The organism is Shewanella sp. NKUCC05_KAH, from assembly GCF_019345585.1.
GTDB classification, from domain to species: Bacteria; Pseudomonadota; Gammaproteobacteria; order Enterobacterales; family Shewanellaceae; genus Shewanella; species Shewanella oncorhynchi.
In genome coordinates this window covers 22,316-38,369 of the sequence record NZ_JAHKQZ010000023.1, presented here as the reverse complement: position 1 = coordinate 38,369, position 16,054 = coordinate 22,316, and the positions used below count along the sequence as shown (strand labels likewise).

General features: G+C 41.8%; 10 protein-coding genes and 1 pseudogene. 7 read left to right on the top strand and 4 right to left on the bottom strand.

Going from position 1 to position 16,054, the window contains the following annotated elements; genetic code table 11:
* Positions 1-73: 73 nt before the first annotated feature.
* The 5 genes from ggt to hxsA all read left to right on the top strand — a co-directional run bounded on the left by ggt (position 74) and on the right by hxsA (position 6,213).
* Positions 74-1,813, top strand: coding sequence for a gamma-glutamyltransferase (gene ggt, locus KO533_RS18660; RefSeq protein WP_219255593.1), 1,740 nt, complete (start codon positions 74-76; stop codon positions 1,811-1,813).
* Positions 1,814-2,657: 844 nt separating this feature from the next.
* Positions 2,658-2,963, top strand: a complete 306-nt coding sequence (hxsD, locus tag KO533_RS18655) for a His-Xaa-Ser system protein HxsD (protein ID WP_219255591.1) — start codon at positions 2,658-2,660, stop codon at positions 2,961-2,963.
* Positions 2,963-4,444, top strand: coding sequence for a His-Xaa-Ser system radical SAM maturase HxsB (hxsB, locus tag KO533_RS18650; protein WP_219255589.1), 1,482 nt, complete (start codon positions 2,963-2,965; stop codon positions 4,442-4,444). Before hxsD ends, hxsB begins: the two co-directional genes overlap by 1 nt.
* A complete protein-coding gene (gene hxsC, locus KO533_RS18645; protein ID WP_219255587.1) occupies positions 4,437-5,639 on the top strand; it encodes a His-Xaa-Ser system radical SAM maturase HxsC in 1,203 nt (400 codons plus the stop codon). The genes hxsB and hxsC overlap by 8 nt, the downstream gene beginning before the upstream one ends.
* The gene (gene hxsA, locus KO533_RS18640) at positions 5,623-6,213 is read left to right on the top strand and encodes a His-Xaa-Ser repeat protein HxsA (RefSeq protein ID WP_219255585.1); all 591 of its coding nucleotides are present in this window, start codon (positions 5,623-5,625) and stop codon (positions 6,211-6,213) included. The genes hxsC and hxsA overlap by 17 nt, the downstream gene beginning before the upstream one ends.
* A gap of 439 nt (positions 6,214-6,652) precedes the next feature.
* Here the strand turns inward: hxsA and KO533_RS18635 are convergent, their stop codons facing one another.
* Complete coding sequence (locus KO533_RS18635; RefSeq protein WP_219235970.1) at positions 6,653-7,525, bottom strand: LysR substrate-binding domain-containing protein; 873 nt, start codon at positions 7,523-7,525, stop codon at positions 6,653-6,655.
* 99 nt (positions 7,526-7,624) lie between these two features.
* Between KO533_RS18635 and KO533_RS18630 the strand changes: the two genes are divergently transcribed.
* Positions 7,625-8,236: a LysE family translocator gene (locus KO533_RS18630; RefSeq protein ID WP_028759805.1), complete on the top strand. Its 612-nt coding sequence runs from the start codon at positions 7,625-7,627 to the stop codon at positions 8,234-8,236.
* Between the two features lie 625 nt (positions 8,237-8,861).
* Here KO533_RS18630 and KO533_RS22680 read toward each other — a convergent pair.
* A pseudogene (locus KO533_RS22680) lies at positions 8,862-9,105 on the bottom strand (hypothetical protein); the annotation flags it as partial.
* A gap of 241 nt (positions 9,106-9,346) precedes the next feature.
* On the opposite strand from KO533_RS22680, the gene KO533_RS18625 reads away from it, so the two are divergent.
* Positions 9,347-11,539 carry a M3 family metallopeptidase gene (locus KO533_RS18625; protein WP_219255582.1) on the top strand — a complete coding sequence of 731 codons (2,193 nt, stop codon included), beginning with the start codon at positions 9,347-9,349 and terminating at the stop codon, positions 11,537-11,539.
* Between the two features lie 94 nt (positions 11,540-11,633).
* Here the strand turns inward: KO533_RS18625 and KO533_RS18620 are convergent, their stop codons facing one another.
* Together KO533_RS18620 and KO533_RS18615 are read right to left on the bottom strand one after the other, a co-directional pair.
* The gene (locus tag KO533_RS18620) at positions 11,634-15,053 is read right to left on the bottom strand and encodes a hybrid sensor histidine kinase/response regulator (RefSeq protein ID WP_219255580.1); all 3,420 of its coding nucleotides are present in this window, start codon (positions 15,051-15,053) and stop codon (positions 11,634-11,636) included.
* 24 nt (positions 15,054-15,077) lie between these two features.
* On the bottom strand, positions 15,078-15,749 hold the full coding sequence (locus KO533_RS18615; RefSeq protein ID WP_219255578.1) for a response regulator transcription factor: 672 nt from the start codon (positions 15,747-15,749) through the stop codon (positions 15,078-15,080).
* Positions 15,750-16,054 lie beyond the last annotated feature (305 nt).

The window sequence follows — 16,054 nt, the reverse complement described above, 5'->3', positions numbered from 1 at the left end:
TATACGAGGTTGCAATTAAGCCTAATTCTCGGCACATTGCATAGCCATAATTAAAATAAATTCAGGATTGAGTATGCGTCCAACAAGACCTTTTAGACCTCTTATTCTCGCCATTGCGATGGCGCTTCCCTTACTATCATCTCCCGGTCTGCTTGCCGATGAATCGCCAATTTTCAGCCAGATGGCCACCGCACAACCTGTGTGGGCTAAGCATGGCATGGTCGCAAGCCAAGAAACTCTCGCCAGTCGCACCGGCGTTGAGATCCTAAAGCAAGGCGGTAATGCGGTTGACGCCGCCGTGGCTGTCGCCTTCAGTTTGGCTGTCACCTTACCCCGTGCTGGCAATATCGGTGGCGGCGGTTTTATGCTGGTGCATATTGCCAAAGAAAACAAAACCATCGCTATCGATTACCGTGAAATGGCGCCGTCTAAAGCCAAGAAAAACATTTTCCTCGACGAAAATGGCGACGCAGTTGAAAAACTAAGCCGCGAACACGGTCTTGCCGTGGGTGTGCCAGGTACAGTGATGGGCATGAGCTTAGCCCTTGAAAAATATGGTACTATGACTCTCGCCCAAGTTACGGCACCCGCGATTAAAATGGCGCAGGAAGGCATCAGCATCACCCCAGATCTTGCCCAATCCCTTGCAGGCCTAAAACGCCGCATGGCCCAATGGCCAACAACAGCAGCTATCTTCTACAAAGCCGACGGCAGTGACTATCAAGTTGATGATATTCTTAAACAACCTGAGCTTGCCCATTCGTTAAGTCTTATCGCTGAAAAAGGTACCAAAGGATTCTACGAAGGAGAAACCGCCACTAAGCTCATCAATGCGGTGAAAGACGCTGGCGGCATTATGACCTTAGACGACCTTAAAAATTATAAGGTTGTGGAACGTGAACCCGTGCGCGGCGAGTATCGTGGCTACGAGGTAGTGTCTATGCCACCGCCATCATCGGGCGGCGTGCACATCATCGAAATGCTCAACGTATTGCAGCAATTCCCGATAGACAAACTCGGCCACAATACCGCGCAGACGATTCATCTGATGGCGGAAACCATGAAGTACGCCTATAGCGACCGCAGCGAATACTTAGGCGATCCCGACTTTTATAAGGTGCCCGTCAGAGCCTTAACCAGTAAGGACTACGCCCAAAAAATCGCCAGCCAAATTGCGATGAATAAGGCAACACCGAGCGCTGAAATCAAGCCCGGCAAGCTCGCCCCCTATGAGAGCGACCAAACCACTCACTTCTCGGTAGTCGATAAATGGGGTAACGCTGTCTCTAATACCTACACCTTAAACTTCAGCTACGGCTCAGGTTTAGTGGCTAAGGGAACAGGGATTTTGCTCAATAACGAGATGGATGATTTCTCTGCCAAACCCGGCGTGCCAAACGGCTACGGTTTAGTAGGCGGTGATGCTAATGCGGTCGAAGGCAATAAGCGCCCACTCAGTTCAATGAGCCCAACAATAGTGATGAAGGATGGCAAACCCTTCCTCGTCACTGGCAGTCCAGGTGGTTCGCGCATTATCACCACCACACTGCAGATCATCATGAATGTTATTGATCATGGATTAAATATCGCGGAAGCCAGTAATGCGGCGCGGGTTCATCATCAATGGCTACCCGATGAATTGCGAGTCGAGTCCAGCTTTAATCGCGATACCATTTCCCTGCTCGAAGCCAAAGGGCACAAGGTAAAAGTTCAGTCCGCTATGGGCAGTACACAATCAATCATGGTGACCGAACAAGGAATTTTTGGTGCGTCTGATCCGCGCCACTCAGGTAGCGAAGCCATCGGCTACTAGCATCCCCATGATGCCAATGTTAGTGAAAGAGATGAGTGTAAAGAGATGAGTGAGAGAAATAGGTGGATGAGATAAAAGGGTTTATGACCTATTCGATCTAGGTCATAAACCCTGAGTAAAGCTTGTCCTTCCGCTCAGTGAATGCAAACTCTCGCTTAAAAAAGCCCTGCTATACATCACTGTATAAGCAGGGCTTTTTATTTTCTTAAATTACACCGTATCATGCTGATTTACAATTGCTTTTTTCAATGAAGCGACAGGTGAGTCATGAAGTATCTACTGAGACCTAACGCACTTCTGTACAAAATTCATTGGTAAACTGTAATGTCAGTTATTGGGATCTTAGCGTTGGCTGGTATCCACTAATATAGGCTTGCCATGGCATTCACTCTCCGACTCGCAGCCAGTCCGTCCGTGGATGCTCGACCGCCCCATCCATGGGGCGGACGGTCGTCTCGCTAATCACCATGGCTCACCTTTTTGGCACTAGTGTAACCTGTCTGTATGAAGGAGATACCCAGCACGCTTTGGGACATTTTCGCGTTAGGACCTAAATCTAATCCTTGAGTTTCGAATTACTAAAAATATGGCAAAATCCTGAGCGACCGATTTAATAAGCAACAAATTATTTTTCACCGACAGTAATCCTCCAAACTCAGATCAAAATGAATCTCTACAAGTTTGTGCCATCTGGCACAAACTTGTGATTTCAATTTTTCTTCAGCAAAAATAAGAAATGATTTAGTTGTAAAACTTTGATCTACGTAAAGAACGGCTCTCTAACGATAGTGTAATTTATATGGTAAGAACCGCTTTCCCCCTACTGCAAAGGATTGTGAAATCAATGCCAAAATCTCCTGAAGTGTATATCACATTTGATTGTAATATTTACAGTAAAGAGGCAGTTCTTAAGGCCTGTTACCAGTTAGCAGATATAGCCGTTTTCGATGTCAGTTCCCAAAAGAATAAAATCACCGTATCCGCAGTGGTTCATTCTACCAGTAATACTTCGGCAGATGAATTGTCTAACGATCTGAAAACTTCGGTTATCGACTATCAATTGCGTGAGAAAATTGAAGCACAAACTAATAAAATCAAAAACATATTAATCAGTGCTGCATTAAGTAACTCTTTGAGGGCGTCGAACTGATGAGAGTAGCTTCTCCAGAAACTTTTGCATCACAGAGTTATCGTTTACTGCCATTTCGGTTTGAACGTGTAAATGATGATAGATTTTTACTCATCAATGAGGTTGGCGAACATTGCTATTTAAATTGTGCGGATTTAAATGACTTAGTTGATGGATCCTTAACCACATCAGGAAAAACCTTTCAGAATCTTGAATCTAAATCATTTGTTTACAGTGAAAAGAACAACTTTGCGCTGAGAGCTTTCAGTGCAAAATATAGGGCAAGAAAATCATTTCTGTTTGATGGTCCAGCGCTACATATTTTTGTTTTAACACTCAGGTGCGAGAACTCGTGTGAATATTGCCAAGTAACACGAAGAAGCCCTGATGCAGTTAAGTATGACATGCCACTTAGTATCGCAAAGCAGGCCGTGTTGCGCATGTTTGAGTCACCAGCAGAAAATCTAACGGTCGAATTCCAAGGTGGAGAACCACTACTTGCCTATGACGTACTTAAGTACATTATTGAACTCTGCATAGAACTTAATATAACTGAACAAAAAAATTTGCAGTTTGTTGTAGCTACGAGCCTGCAAAATATAGACATGGAAATGCTCGAATTTTTCCACCTCCATAACGTTCATATTTCTACTTCGGTCGACGGTCCTCAATGGTTACACCAACTCAACCGGCCAAATAGTTGCTCAAATAGTTATGAGAAAACAATGCATGGTCTTGAAATGGCTAGGAGTGTTCTGGGACATGACAGAATAGCAGGAATGACCACTATCACTCGTAGTAGTTTAACTGCGATAAAAACCATTATCGATGAGTATGTACGTCTTGGTTTTCACTCGATTTTTCTACGCCCCTTGAACATGTATGGGTTCGCAGTGAAGAAAGAAAACAAGGTAGGTTACTCATCTGAAGATTTTAATAAATTCTATGAGCAAGCGCTTAAGTACATCATAGAAATCAATCAGCAAGGCTATCGTTTAGATGAAGTAAACGCAGCTTTAGCGTTAAACAATATCCTGACGCCACAGGCAACTGGATATGTCGATATGCGTTCGCCATGCGGAGACGGTACAGGAGTCTTGGTATACAACTACAATGGAAAAGTGTATCCATCGGATGAGTCTAGAATGCTGGTTGAAATGGGCGACGAATCACTCGCACTTGGTTCGGTTAATGAATCATACCAAGACCTGATGTCATCAAGTGTGTTGAACACTATCTTACACGCTGGGATTGCTGAAGCCCTGCCAGGATGCTCTGATTGCGCATATTTACCTTACTGCGGAGCGAATCCAATACAAAACTACTCTCGTTATGGCGACATGATTGGTCATCGAACATTTAGTGCTTTCTGTGCAAAGCAAAAGTTTCTTTATCGATATGTATTCAATTTATTGCAAGACAAATCTAATCGTACTGTCTTCAATAGCTGGTTGCCACATAGTCTCTGTCAGAGAGCCGAAGAGGGGCTGACAAATGAATAAAGGGATCCCATTAAAAACGAGAGCAGAGGTCAATGCATTCAGTGGTTCGATGATGTTAAAAGTCATAGGACTGGATGAATTTGTGTCTAGCGGCATATGCGATAACAGACATTGCCTGCTTCTGCCAAATTATGATCCAAACCAAAGAGAGTTACTCAGTCTAGATTGGGGAGCTGTTGCTATACAATGTGGTGGCATACCAAGTAATCTAACAGTTCCGGTTATCAGTAAACTAGAGCATCCTGAAGTCATCTCTACTGGAGATGTGATTGTATTAAACGAGAATAGAGTTGATATTCTGTATCGTCGTAAAAGCACTGTGAATCTGCTTTTTGTCACAGAGAGATGCAACCACCAATGCATCATGTGCTCCCAGCCGCCAAAAGTGCTAGATGATGGCTGGCGTTTTGAGGAGTGCCATCAGCTACTGGAACTCATTGACCGAGATATCCCTGTTTTAGGTATTAGCGGTGGCGAGCCGACATTGCAACGCGACGGATTTCTAAAACTGCTTGAGCATGCCAAAAAAGCTCTGCCATCAACGCAATTGCATATCCTGACCAATGGGAGTGCTTTTGAAGAATATAACTATGTCGAGCAGATCATTCAGTTAGGCCATCAACAAATTGTATGGGGAATTCCAATTTATGGTTCTACTCCTCAACAACATGATTACCACACACAAGTTCTAGGCTCATTCAATAAAACCATGCATGGGCTCTACAATCTTGGGCATGTCGGAGCACAAATAGAGCTAAGGGTTGTACTAACTCGACCAATCATAGAAAACATAGTAGAGCTATCAGAGTTTATTACTAGAAACCTTCCATTTGTATCCACTGTCGCCTTAATGGGATTAGAACCAACCGGATTCGCCAGAACAAATTATGAAGCGGTATGGTGTGATTTAAATGAATACCAAGAAGAATTACTCGAAGGAACACATGTTCTACTAAGCTCAGGGCTAGATACCGTTCTTTATAACATTCCACGATGCCATGTTCCCAAATCACTGCGTTCTATCGCAGTACAAAGCATCTCCGATTGGAAAAACAGCTCTAGGAAAGAATGCGAATACTGCGAAGAACAGAATCTTTGCTGTGGTTTTTTTAAATCTCATACCCAGCGATTTAGTGAGCAAAATGTTATGCCCATTCAGTTAGAAAGGAGAGCAGAAAATGTGGTTAGAACTTAATAAAATCTGGCGTTCAATTACAGGAGTCCTTCCAACAATTTCAGTTGCTTCTATAGGCGGAAGTACATTATTGGTTCCTCAGGCATACGCTATTCCGTCAGTGACAATGGCAGACATTGATAGCGCTCAATTGAACCGCTTGGTCAGTTTTGACATGCAAATAAACGCAAACAGCGAAAACTTATATGCTGGTCATCGTTCTCATTCCAGCCACCGTTCTCACTCAAGCCACAGATCTCATTACTCATCTAGGACTGGAACGAGTTCATATCCATCCACATCTAGCCCTATTAATACACAGCCAAATACTCCGCCATATCCCAGCTCAGCAGCTCAAAACAGTTCTGTATCAGATACCCCGTCTTATCAGGGCAGTAATGATACCCTGAAAGCATTAGTGATGAGAGTTCAAATCGTACTTCTCAGAAATGGTTACAACATAGGAGCGATTGATGGACTAATGGGACCTAGTACTTCATTAGCACTAAAATCATACCAAAAGGATATGGGGCTGAAGGTGACGGGGACCATGACAACAGAAACACTAACTAGCTTAGGAGTTTCACTTCCATAAATGCAATGTCATGAACAATGTATAAAACGCCACCATTACAGTAGCCACTTTGTATCATTACTAAAATTTGGTCAACTTGTGGTGTTCTAATTCAATTGGTCAGCTTGATAGAAGCTATACGAATTTTATTGCCAGTGCTGATTTGAAAAAGATGTGCACTTTAATAACTGTTAAAGTGCAGTTTTCGTGAGTTATAGCGCTTAAACGATGTGTTTTGCGCATTATCGTGACAAACTTGTCTCAAACTAAGCTTATGCAGCACAATGTGCATAAACAGTCACATATCTATTAGTTTTTAATGTTTCACTCTTAAAATCGACTCAGACTAAACTCAGAACAAAGTATCACTTAGCAGCTTTGTATTTGTAGAGTTCTTTAATTGCCATAACATAAAGTCTACACTTCTTGCTAAAGGACCAAATTCACTAACCCACTACAATTATGAACTAAGAGTTTCAGGCTGGCATAAGGACATTGTCTTTTCTAACCAGTTTAAAAACTCCAATTCATTGCTTCCTAGTCTTTCTGTGTGGCTGAGCAGTACATAACGATGTCCAGATTGAGTTAATCCAAATGGAGCCACCAGCCTCCCGTTTTTCAAGTCATCGATTATCAGAGGATATGACCCTATAGCAGCCCCTAAACCGTCAACTGCCGCCTGTAAGCAGAAATAAAAATGCTCAAAGGATTTAGACTTATTGATATTAAAGGCATGTGTTGAACGTGATGACCAATCTGACCATGCAGAAGGTCTCGTTTCACTATGAAGCAAAACGATATCATCTAAGTTGTGCTGAGCTTTGTTCCAATATTCAGGCGAAAAAACAGGGCCAACCCACTCATTGACTAAGTTGTGTGTCGTATATTCTGGGCTAATATCGAAGTCATCACGCCGGATGGCTAAAGATAATCCTGTTTCACATAAATCCACAGGCCCTCCTGCTGTTGATAGTCGAACATCAATACCCGTAAGCTGGAAAAAACTGGCCAGCCTAGGCATCAGCCAGCGCATAGTTAATGTGGGCTCACAGGAAACTTCAAGATGCTTATTGCTTTCCCTCGTTAGCTTCTTAACTCCATTATCTAGAGCATTAAACGCAATATCAGTGTACAGCTTGAGTAGCTCACCTTCTTGCGTGAGACACATTCCTCTACCTTGTTTGTAAAACAGTAACTTCGACAAATGGCTCTCTAGCAATTTAATTTGCTTACTCACTGCTCCGTGAGTGATATGAAGTCTTTCTGCTGCCTTACTGTAACTCGATGACTCTGCCGTAATATGAAATACATAGAATGCTTTTAAATGTCTCATCTGTGACTTTTTCTCACATTTAGGATGCCTTTTTTTCGATTATAACTTACCAATAAATCTATACAATTATTTTAAAATCATGAACAGTTAGGATAGAAAATGGAGTTAATAAGTTTTGCAGTATTTGGGCTTTTAATCGTAGTAAGCCCTGGTGCTGACTTTGTTTTAGTATTTAAAAACAGTGCAATTTTTGGCAGAAAAGCGGGCATATTAACGGCTCTTGGGATAGGGATTGGTGTTTGTGTGCATATTACCTATTCAGTGATAGGGATTAGTCACTTAGTTTCTCAGAATGCGGTTTTATTTAGCATAGTGAAGTACATTGGTGCGGCGTATTTAATTTATCTCGGTGTAACAGGGTTAGTCAGTTCTAAGTTGAAATTAGACTATGAAAACTCAACAGACCAACCCACACATGCTCGAAAGTACATATTTCAAGGTTTTTTGTGTAATGTATTGAATCCTAAAACAATGCTTTTCTTTCTAAGCGTCTTTAGCCAACTAATCTCAGCCAATAATGAAGGTATGTCTTTCGTTATTAGCTATGGCGTTTACATTGCACTTCTACATATGGCTTGGTTTTGTATAGTCGCTTACCTAGTCACATCTGTACACGCGAGTCACATAATTAAAAAGTTTGGTCATAGAATTAATCAGGCGTGTGGATTGGGTCTAATTGCTTTTGGTGCAACATTATCAATAAAAGCCTAAATTCCAACTCTCACATAATAAGTAAGTATTGTAGTGGTACGCTAAATTTGGTCACTTAGATAGAGGTGTAATCTGACTTTACTTCCATATTTTTGGAATGACTAAATGTAAGTCAAATTATCCTCTGTGCACTGAGTGATTAATCGGTCATAGCTCACAATGGGGCATAGGCTTTTTAGCTAAACGAACAGCGAAAGGGTCAGTGAGGATTGGCATTGTTGCAACAGTGACCGTTGGCGGCATGGATGCCGCCGTCGAGCCTATAGGGATACTTCTTATGAAATAAAAAGACGGCGAGTCACTGGGAAAACAATGACAATTCATGCAGCACAACTGACGATATAACTCACTAGCTTTGAGCCTTTGAGTATTTAGAGTTGAAATGGCAGAAATCTAAGATTTAACCGCCGTTTCCGTATGAACCTTTAATACTCAGAACAGTTTATTGCTCCCAACACTTTTGTGTCATCCCAAAATAACTTTAACAAAGACCACTATTTCACCGCCGAAAGCTCGATAAATGCTGCGGTGTACATTTTTAGGTTCAGCATAAATTGCTTATGGGCGATGAACTCTTTTTCGGTATGGCCTGTGTATTCCACGCCCAGCATCGCTTGGGCAAAACTTAAAGCAATGTGGAATAATTTACTGTTCGTTGAGCCGCCAATTGCAGCTCGATAAATGCTGCGGTGTACATTTTTAGGTTCAGCATAAATTGCTTATGGGTGATGAACTCTTTTTCAGTATGCCCAGTGTATTCCACGCCCAGCATGGCTGGTGCCAAAACTTAAAGTAATAGGGAATAATTTACTGTTCATTGAGCCGCCAATTGCAATGGGTTTAGGGTCGACTAAGCCAAGAAAACGTGCCTGAGACGCGATAATATCCTCGCCCAGTTTGCCATCATTTTTTGCTTAAAAGCCTGAAACAAAACATTTGTTACAAACTAAACACAAAATCGATGGAACCCCTAGTCCGATACATGTTAAACAGTCACATTAAGCTTAATTTAATGGTTTTAGCCGCACGTAGACTTCAATATTTTCCTGAAATCCAAGGCCATCATCATGCAAACATCCATAACAATATCGACCTAACGGGGAACAAATAATGAAGGGACTAACCCTCAAACCGCAAGCACTCACGCTAAGTGCCATCGCTTTAGCCTTAACTTTGGGCGCTTGTAGCACACAACAACCCGATGCCAGTGTTCAAGCAAATGCGGCGCCAAATGCCGTGTCAGCACAAATTATCAGCCAGAATACGACGAATCCATTCTTTAAACCCTATGATACTTTTATGGAAATTCCGGCCTTCGATAAAATCAAGCCGGAGCATTTCCTCCCCGCATTTAAAGCGGGAATCGCCCAACAACACGAACAAATTCAAGCAATTGTTGATAATAAAGCAAAACCCACCTTCGCCAATACGATTGAAGCCATGGAGTTTTCTGGCGATCTAGTGACGCGCGTTTCTAACGTCTTCTTTAACCTGACAGGCGCCGATACTACGCCAGCATTGCAAGCACTCTCCAAAGAAGTGTCGCCCATGCTATCGTCGGCCGAAGACGATATCTTGCTCAATGACAAACTGTTTCAAAAAGTCAAAACCGTTCACGACGCGAAAGACAGCCTAAAACTCAGCACGGCCCAAGCCAAATTGTTGGAAGATACCTATAAATCTTTCACCCGTGGCGGCGCTAACTTAAGCGAACAAGATAAAACCAAACTGCGGGCATTGAACGAAGAAATCGGTAAACTCAATTTAGCCTTTGGTGACAATCTATTAGCCGAAACCAATGCATTCGAATTAGTGGTTGATAGTAAAGCCGATCTCGCGGGTTTGCCCGCAGATGTGATTGCCACTGCCTTTGAAACCGCCAAAAAACGTGGCCATGAAGGCAAGTGGGTATTTACCACGTCTCGCCCTTCTATCACGCCTTTTTTAACCTATGCCGATAATCGCCAGTTACGTGAAAAACTCTACAAAGGCTATATCGAGCGCGGTAACAACAATAACGCCAACGATAACAAGATTATCCTCGCTAAGATTGCTGCCCTGCGTGCTGAACGTGCTCAACTGATGGGCTATAAAACCCATGCGGATTTCGTGTTAGAAGAACGCACAGCTAAAACACCAGAAAACGTCTACGGTTTACTCAATAAAGTATGGCCAGCGGCATTGGCCCAAGCCAAAAACGAAGTGACTGATATGCAAGCCATGATTGACGCTCAAGGTGGCAATTTTAAGCTGCAAGCGTGGGACTGGGATTACTACGCAGACAAGATCCGTGTTGCTAAGTACAGCTTTAACGAACAACAAACTCGCCCGTATTTCTCCCTCGACAGTACATTAAAAGGCGTGTTCTACACGGCTAACCGTTTGTACGGTTTAACCTTTAAAGAACGCACCGACTTGCCCAAATACAATGCAGAAGTTCGTACTTGGGAAGTTTACGATAAAGACGGCAAACTGATGGCCATCTTTATGGGTGACTATTTCACCCGTGACAGCAAACGTGGCGGCGCTTGGATGAACTCCTTCCGCAAACAATACAATATGAATGGCGTTGATTCTAAACCTATTATTGTCAACGTATTAAACTACCCTCGACCAGCGGGTAATGAGCCAGCGTTGCTGACTTTCGATGAAGCCAGCACACTATTCCACGAATTTGGCCACGCACTACACGGCATGTTATCGAACGTCGAATATCGCTCACAGGGCGGCACCGCCGTACCTCGCGATTACGTTGAGTTCCCATCGCAAGTGAATGAAAACTGGATGACTCAGCCAGAAGTGTTAGCTCAATTTGCCAAGCACTACAAAACCGGCGAAGTGATCCCGCAAGAACTGGTGAAGAAAATCCAAGCAGCCAGCAAGTTCAACCAAGGTTTTTCTACCGTTGAATACATGGCGGCCACTAAACTCGATTTAGATTGGCACACACTGACCGACACTACACCAAAGGATGCGGCCAAGTTTGAGGCGGACTCATTAGCGGCAATGGGACTGATTGAAGAAATTAGCCCACGCTATCGCAGCACTTACTTCTCGCATATTTTCGCGGGCGGTTATTCTGCAGGCTACTACAGCTACCTGTGGTCAGATATTTTAGGCGCGGATGCTTTCGAAGCCTTTAAAGAAAACGGCATTTTCGACAAAGCCACTGCGGATTCCTTCCGTAATAATATCCTTTCGAAAGGCGGCAGCGATGATCCTATGCTGATGTATAAAAAATTCCGAGGTAAAGAAGCCGGTATCGAGCCGCTACTGCGTAGCCGCGGATTACTGGCTGAATAGCATCAAAAATAACGGTTTGCTAAAGGTAAGATCAACAACGGGAGCCTAAGCTCCCGTTGTTTTATGCTATTACCCGTAGTAACTCATTTGTCACTCAATCAGAACTCAGGTAAGCCTTATTTTTACTGTACAAAATAACCAGTGACCTTAGCTTTTCCATAAATACATCTATATGTACTACGTTTTGCGCTAAGCCTTGGGACTCAATATGCCGTCTCAGAATATCAATACTTGCAACTAAAGATTTTTCGTCCAATGCCAGTAGTGCACCTTTTAGCCGATGCAAATAACCAAGAAAGCGCTTACCGTCATTCGCGTCCAAAGCATCAAGCAAGCCTTGTTCGTCACTGTTCCAGCCAGCAACAAACAGCGCTTGCATATCAATAAGTGTCACTGTCGATAATGATTTCATACTTATTTCTTGACTATCCGACATCACCTTTCCAAGAACGTGTTCAAGAGTTCTATTCAATCTCTCGATGGTAATGGGCTTATGTAACACCTCTGCAATACCTGCAGCTTTAATTTGAGTAATACCATTAATATCTGCCGTACTGACAATCACAGGTGTATTAATTCCTTTAGCTCGTATTGCTTTAAGAAATTCAAATCCATCCATCTGCGGCATGCCAAGATCAGTCACTATAATGTCATAAGGCTTGGTCGAGCAGTATTCTAAAGCCTGTTGCCCATCCCCTACGCTATCAACGTAATGATAACCAAGTGCGGCAAGTTGATGCTCAAGTAAGGTTCGGTTAAGCGGATCATCTTCAGCAATTAATACCTTGGCATAATGATGAATTTCTGATCTTTGTTGGCGAACAGTTAAGGGTTCAAGAACTTCATCATGCTTACCACATGCAGCCAAAATAAGTTTGAACATTGATGTCGAGAATGAGGTTACACATAGATCTTGGTTTCGACGTTCAGGGTATAGAGGGCCGTCGCTGGATAGGATCACAGTATCAAGATACGTATATAAGATATCTCGCCATGGCTCTGATAGTGCCGTCCCTGAAGTTGCAAAGACAATTACAGCGTTTGTCCTTGGTGCGGGCAAAGGCTTTAACAAGCTTGCTTCAATGATTTCGACATCGGGGATCCAGCATTTAAATTGCTCTATCAGATTAAACTGCCAAAGTGGTGAATCGCATACAATTACGACTGTGCTAAAACGATATTTATCTGCAAATTGGCAACGATTTTCGTATGAAAGGTTATGACGTAAAGGCACATTGATCGTAAATATAGACCCCTCCCCCTCCTCACTATCAACTGTAATATTGCCCCCCATTAACGTCATGATCCGTCGACATAAAGTCAACCCTAACCCTGTGCCACCAAAACGACTATTAATAGATCTGTCTGCTTGTACGAAGGGTTCAAATACTTTGTTGATATGTGCGTGCGAGATACCAATTCCGGTATCGCTAACAGAAATGCGCACCCAGCGGATATCATCCCTAACTTCACCAGGAATTGCCCTGATAGTAATGGACCCCTCCTCAGTAAATTTTCGAGCATTACTCACTAAGTTCATCAGTACCTGAGATAATCTGTGTCCATCTCCACTCCAAGTGCCTGTAAGTTCAGGATCAATTAGGCAGAAAAAGCGCAAATTCTTGTCCAGAATCACAGGTGCAAAAGTCTGTGCACAGCGTTCAACCAGCTCAATAAGTTGAAATGGCTCGGGATGCAATTGTAATTCCTGAGCTTCTATCTTAGACAAGTCCAAGATATCGTTGATCAAAGCCAATAACGCATCAAATGCACGGTTAATTGTCGAAACTCGCGCCTTTTGTTCTAGCGTTAAGGGCTCTAACGCTAACAACTCCAAATTACCCAATGCACCGTGCAAAGGTGTACGAATTTCATGGCTCATCATCGCGATGAACATCGACTTGGCCTGATTAGCTTGGTCAGCCATCTCACGCGCTTGCTCTAACAAACGGACCGTGGTCTTCTGAGCACTAATATCGGTCAAGCTAAACAAGATGACTTCGCGTTGTTGGTAACGAATATGAGAATAAGCCACAGATATTTCCCGTTGCTCGCCACATGCACTTAGCACTGATGCTTCTGTTATCTGAACCTCATGGACGTTTGACTGCAATTCGGATTGATTTTTATGGCGATTCAACTGTGCTTTAACTAATATTTCGCTATAGAAATTCACACATTCTGAGGGTAAAAGTAAGCATTCGGCAGCTTCGTTTTGCATAACCACTTTATTGCTAAAAGGATCATAAATGCTCAAACCTACTGGTGCAGTATTCAGCACGGCATGATTGAATGCATCACTTTCATATACAAGACGCGACTGTATTCGTAGTGGCGCAAGTATTAAACGGTCGAGTAAAAGAATAAAGCCCCACAGGATCCCCAGCACTAAAAATGTCAGTATACTTAATGTGATTAGCTTACTTTTTAGTGCATTAAAAATTGTAAACCAGTCAAATACATAGACTGCAATCCAGTTTGGTCCTTGGATAAATTGTGACACGAAAAACATGCCATCACGATAAGTTATATCTCGGCGCAAAGCCGTATTTTGTAATAATGCAGGATATTCCAAGATATATTTCGCCCATCGACTCTCACTTGGGCTGTAATTGTCTACACCGAATATATGCTTACGATCACTTGAGACAACAAAAAAACCTGTCTCATGAGTCGAACTCTGAAAGAGCATAGAGAATTTACTGATAGGAACGTTTACGACAATAACAGCGATAAGCTTACCATCACAATAAACTGGGGCTGCATAGTTTGTAGTTAATTCATCAGTAATAGGCGATTTATAAAAGGGGACCCAGAACATTCTCTCATCATATAATTTATTCACATTGGTGGTTGCTATCACAGCATCGACCTTAGTTACAGCATCATTAATAAATTTATTAATGCCAACTTCCTTCAGATTATTCAATTTAGTTAATGACAATGGTGGCCACAATGCTAGCAATCGATGATCAGATGAATATATATAACCGCCAAGGTAATGCCCATTTTCTCGCTGACGTAACAAGGGTGTTGGCGAGACCTCACGCATTAAGCCTAAAAAATCAGCCAGTTCATGATCAGTTACGCTATGACTAGATGAAGATAAGATCATCGCAGGGGTAGCGGTTACATCAGTATCGGTAACTATGACACCATTTTTTTTTAGTAACTCTTGACGATAACGCAACACGGGTAAGTTTTCCCCATCACGTAAGCGCCACAACATCTCATAAAATTCAACCCTTTGTTTCAAACGAGCCTGGCTTCTATCAAGATTTTCCTTGATGATACCTCGCTGAATTTGAAACAAATGTACACGTTCGTCTAAAAAACGTTCAGATAATATTGTGATTTCTACAACTGATATAGTAAGCACAATAAAACTGATAGCTAATCCACCGCTAAATAATAACCAACGGGAATAACGTCCGGGTAAGTCAGGATCAGAGAGAGAACTGCATTTCAGATATTTGCATAATAAATTTCGTAGATTTAATTGAGAAGATTTCATTTAGGCGGACCACTGAGAAGGTGTTCAGAATAGTTTGTTAAATATATTCACCAATTCTATATCATTACTTGCGCCTAATTTTTGCATCGCTTTTTTCTTCTGCGTGCTTATTGTTTTAATACTACGATCAGTGTGTTGGGCAATATCAGTAACTGACATACCACGCACAAACATTCGCACAACTTCAAGTTCCCTCGCCGTCAGTTGCGAAATAGATAAAGTTGGGTTTGAGAGATGATTTGACATCATGTGTTTCACTAACGCTTTTGATGTTAGGGGGTCAATATATTTTTCGCCCTGTAGTACACGAGTAATCACTGTCGGTAAAATAGAAATATCATCACTCGATTTACTTAAAAAACCACAAACGCCAATCTGCATCGCTTGCTGCATAATAACTAAATCATCATGTGCAGTTAGCAAAATAATTTTTATACTTGGATATAATCTATGAATACGTCTAAGTAATAGTAAACCATCTGGCTCATCATCATTTTCAAAGGAATAATCACAAATCAAAATATCGCAAGGATCATTAGCGATTGATTCAAAAAGAGCTCGAATGGAAGTCACTGTCCTAACTAGACTAAAATTTTTAAATTCATTTATTATTTTACCAATCCCCATCACAACAACAGGGTGATCGTCAGCCACTATAATATTAACTTTAGACAAGTATCCGTGACTAAAGGGCATGTATAAACTCCAAATACGTTAATTGATAATAAATAGTAAAACATCTAACCGTTACACATCAAACATGTTAAATTATTGTTCAAAAACCAGAGGCTATAATATTTTACTATAAACTTAGAGATGTGGAATGAAAAAGGAATTAACAGAAGGAGCTTAATTATGAAACACTTAATTTCATAAGGTATTATATTTCATAATTTCTCTTGATAGCAATAGCAACTCATGTGACTTAAATCAAAATTTTACATTTTATAGATTATAATACCCACATAAATTATGCGCTTAAATTCATATTTAAAAATATC

Excerpts from the sequence above, each read along its gene's own strand:
- ggt (WP_219255593.1), top strand. The coding sequence starts at position 74 with ATGCGTCCAACAAGACCTTTTAGACCTCTTATTCTCGCCATTGCGATG.
- hxsD (WP_219255591.1), top strand. The coding sequence starts at position 2,658 with ATGCCAAAATCTCCTGAAGTGTATATCACATTTGATTGTAATATTTAC.
- hxsB (WP_219255589.1), top strand. The coding sequence starts at position 2,963 with ATGAGAGTAGCTTCTCCAGAAACTTTTGCATCACAGAGTTATCGTTTA.
- hxsC (WP_219255587.1), top strand. The coding sequence starts at position 4,437 with ATGAATAAAGGGATCCCATTAAAAACGAGAGCAGAGGTCAATGCATTC.
- hxsA (WP_219255585.1), top strand. The coding sequence starts at position 5,623 with ATGTGGTTAGAACTTAATAAAATCTGGCGTTCAATTACAGGAGTCCTT.
- KO533_RS18635 (WP_219235970.1), bottom strand. The coding sequence starts at position 7,525 with ATGAGACATTTAAAAGCATTCTATGTATTTCATATTACGGCAGAGTCA.
- KO533_RS18630 (WP_028759805.1), top strand. The coding sequence starts at position 7,625 with ATGGAGTTAATAAGTTTTGCAGTATTTGGGCTTTTAATCGTAGTAAGC.
- KO533_RS18625 (WP_219255582.1), top strand. The coding sequence starts at position 9,347 with ATGAAGGGACTAACCCTCAAACCGCAAGCACTCACGCTAAGTGCCATC.
- KO533_RS18620 (WP_219255580.1), bottom strand. The coding sequence starts at position 15,053 with ATGAAATCTTCTCAATTAAATCTACGAAATTTATTATGCAAATATCTG.
- KO533_RS18615 (WP_219255578.1), bottom strand. The coding sequence starts at position 15,749 with ATGCCCTTTAGTCACGGATACTTGTCTAAAGTTAATATTATAGTGGCT.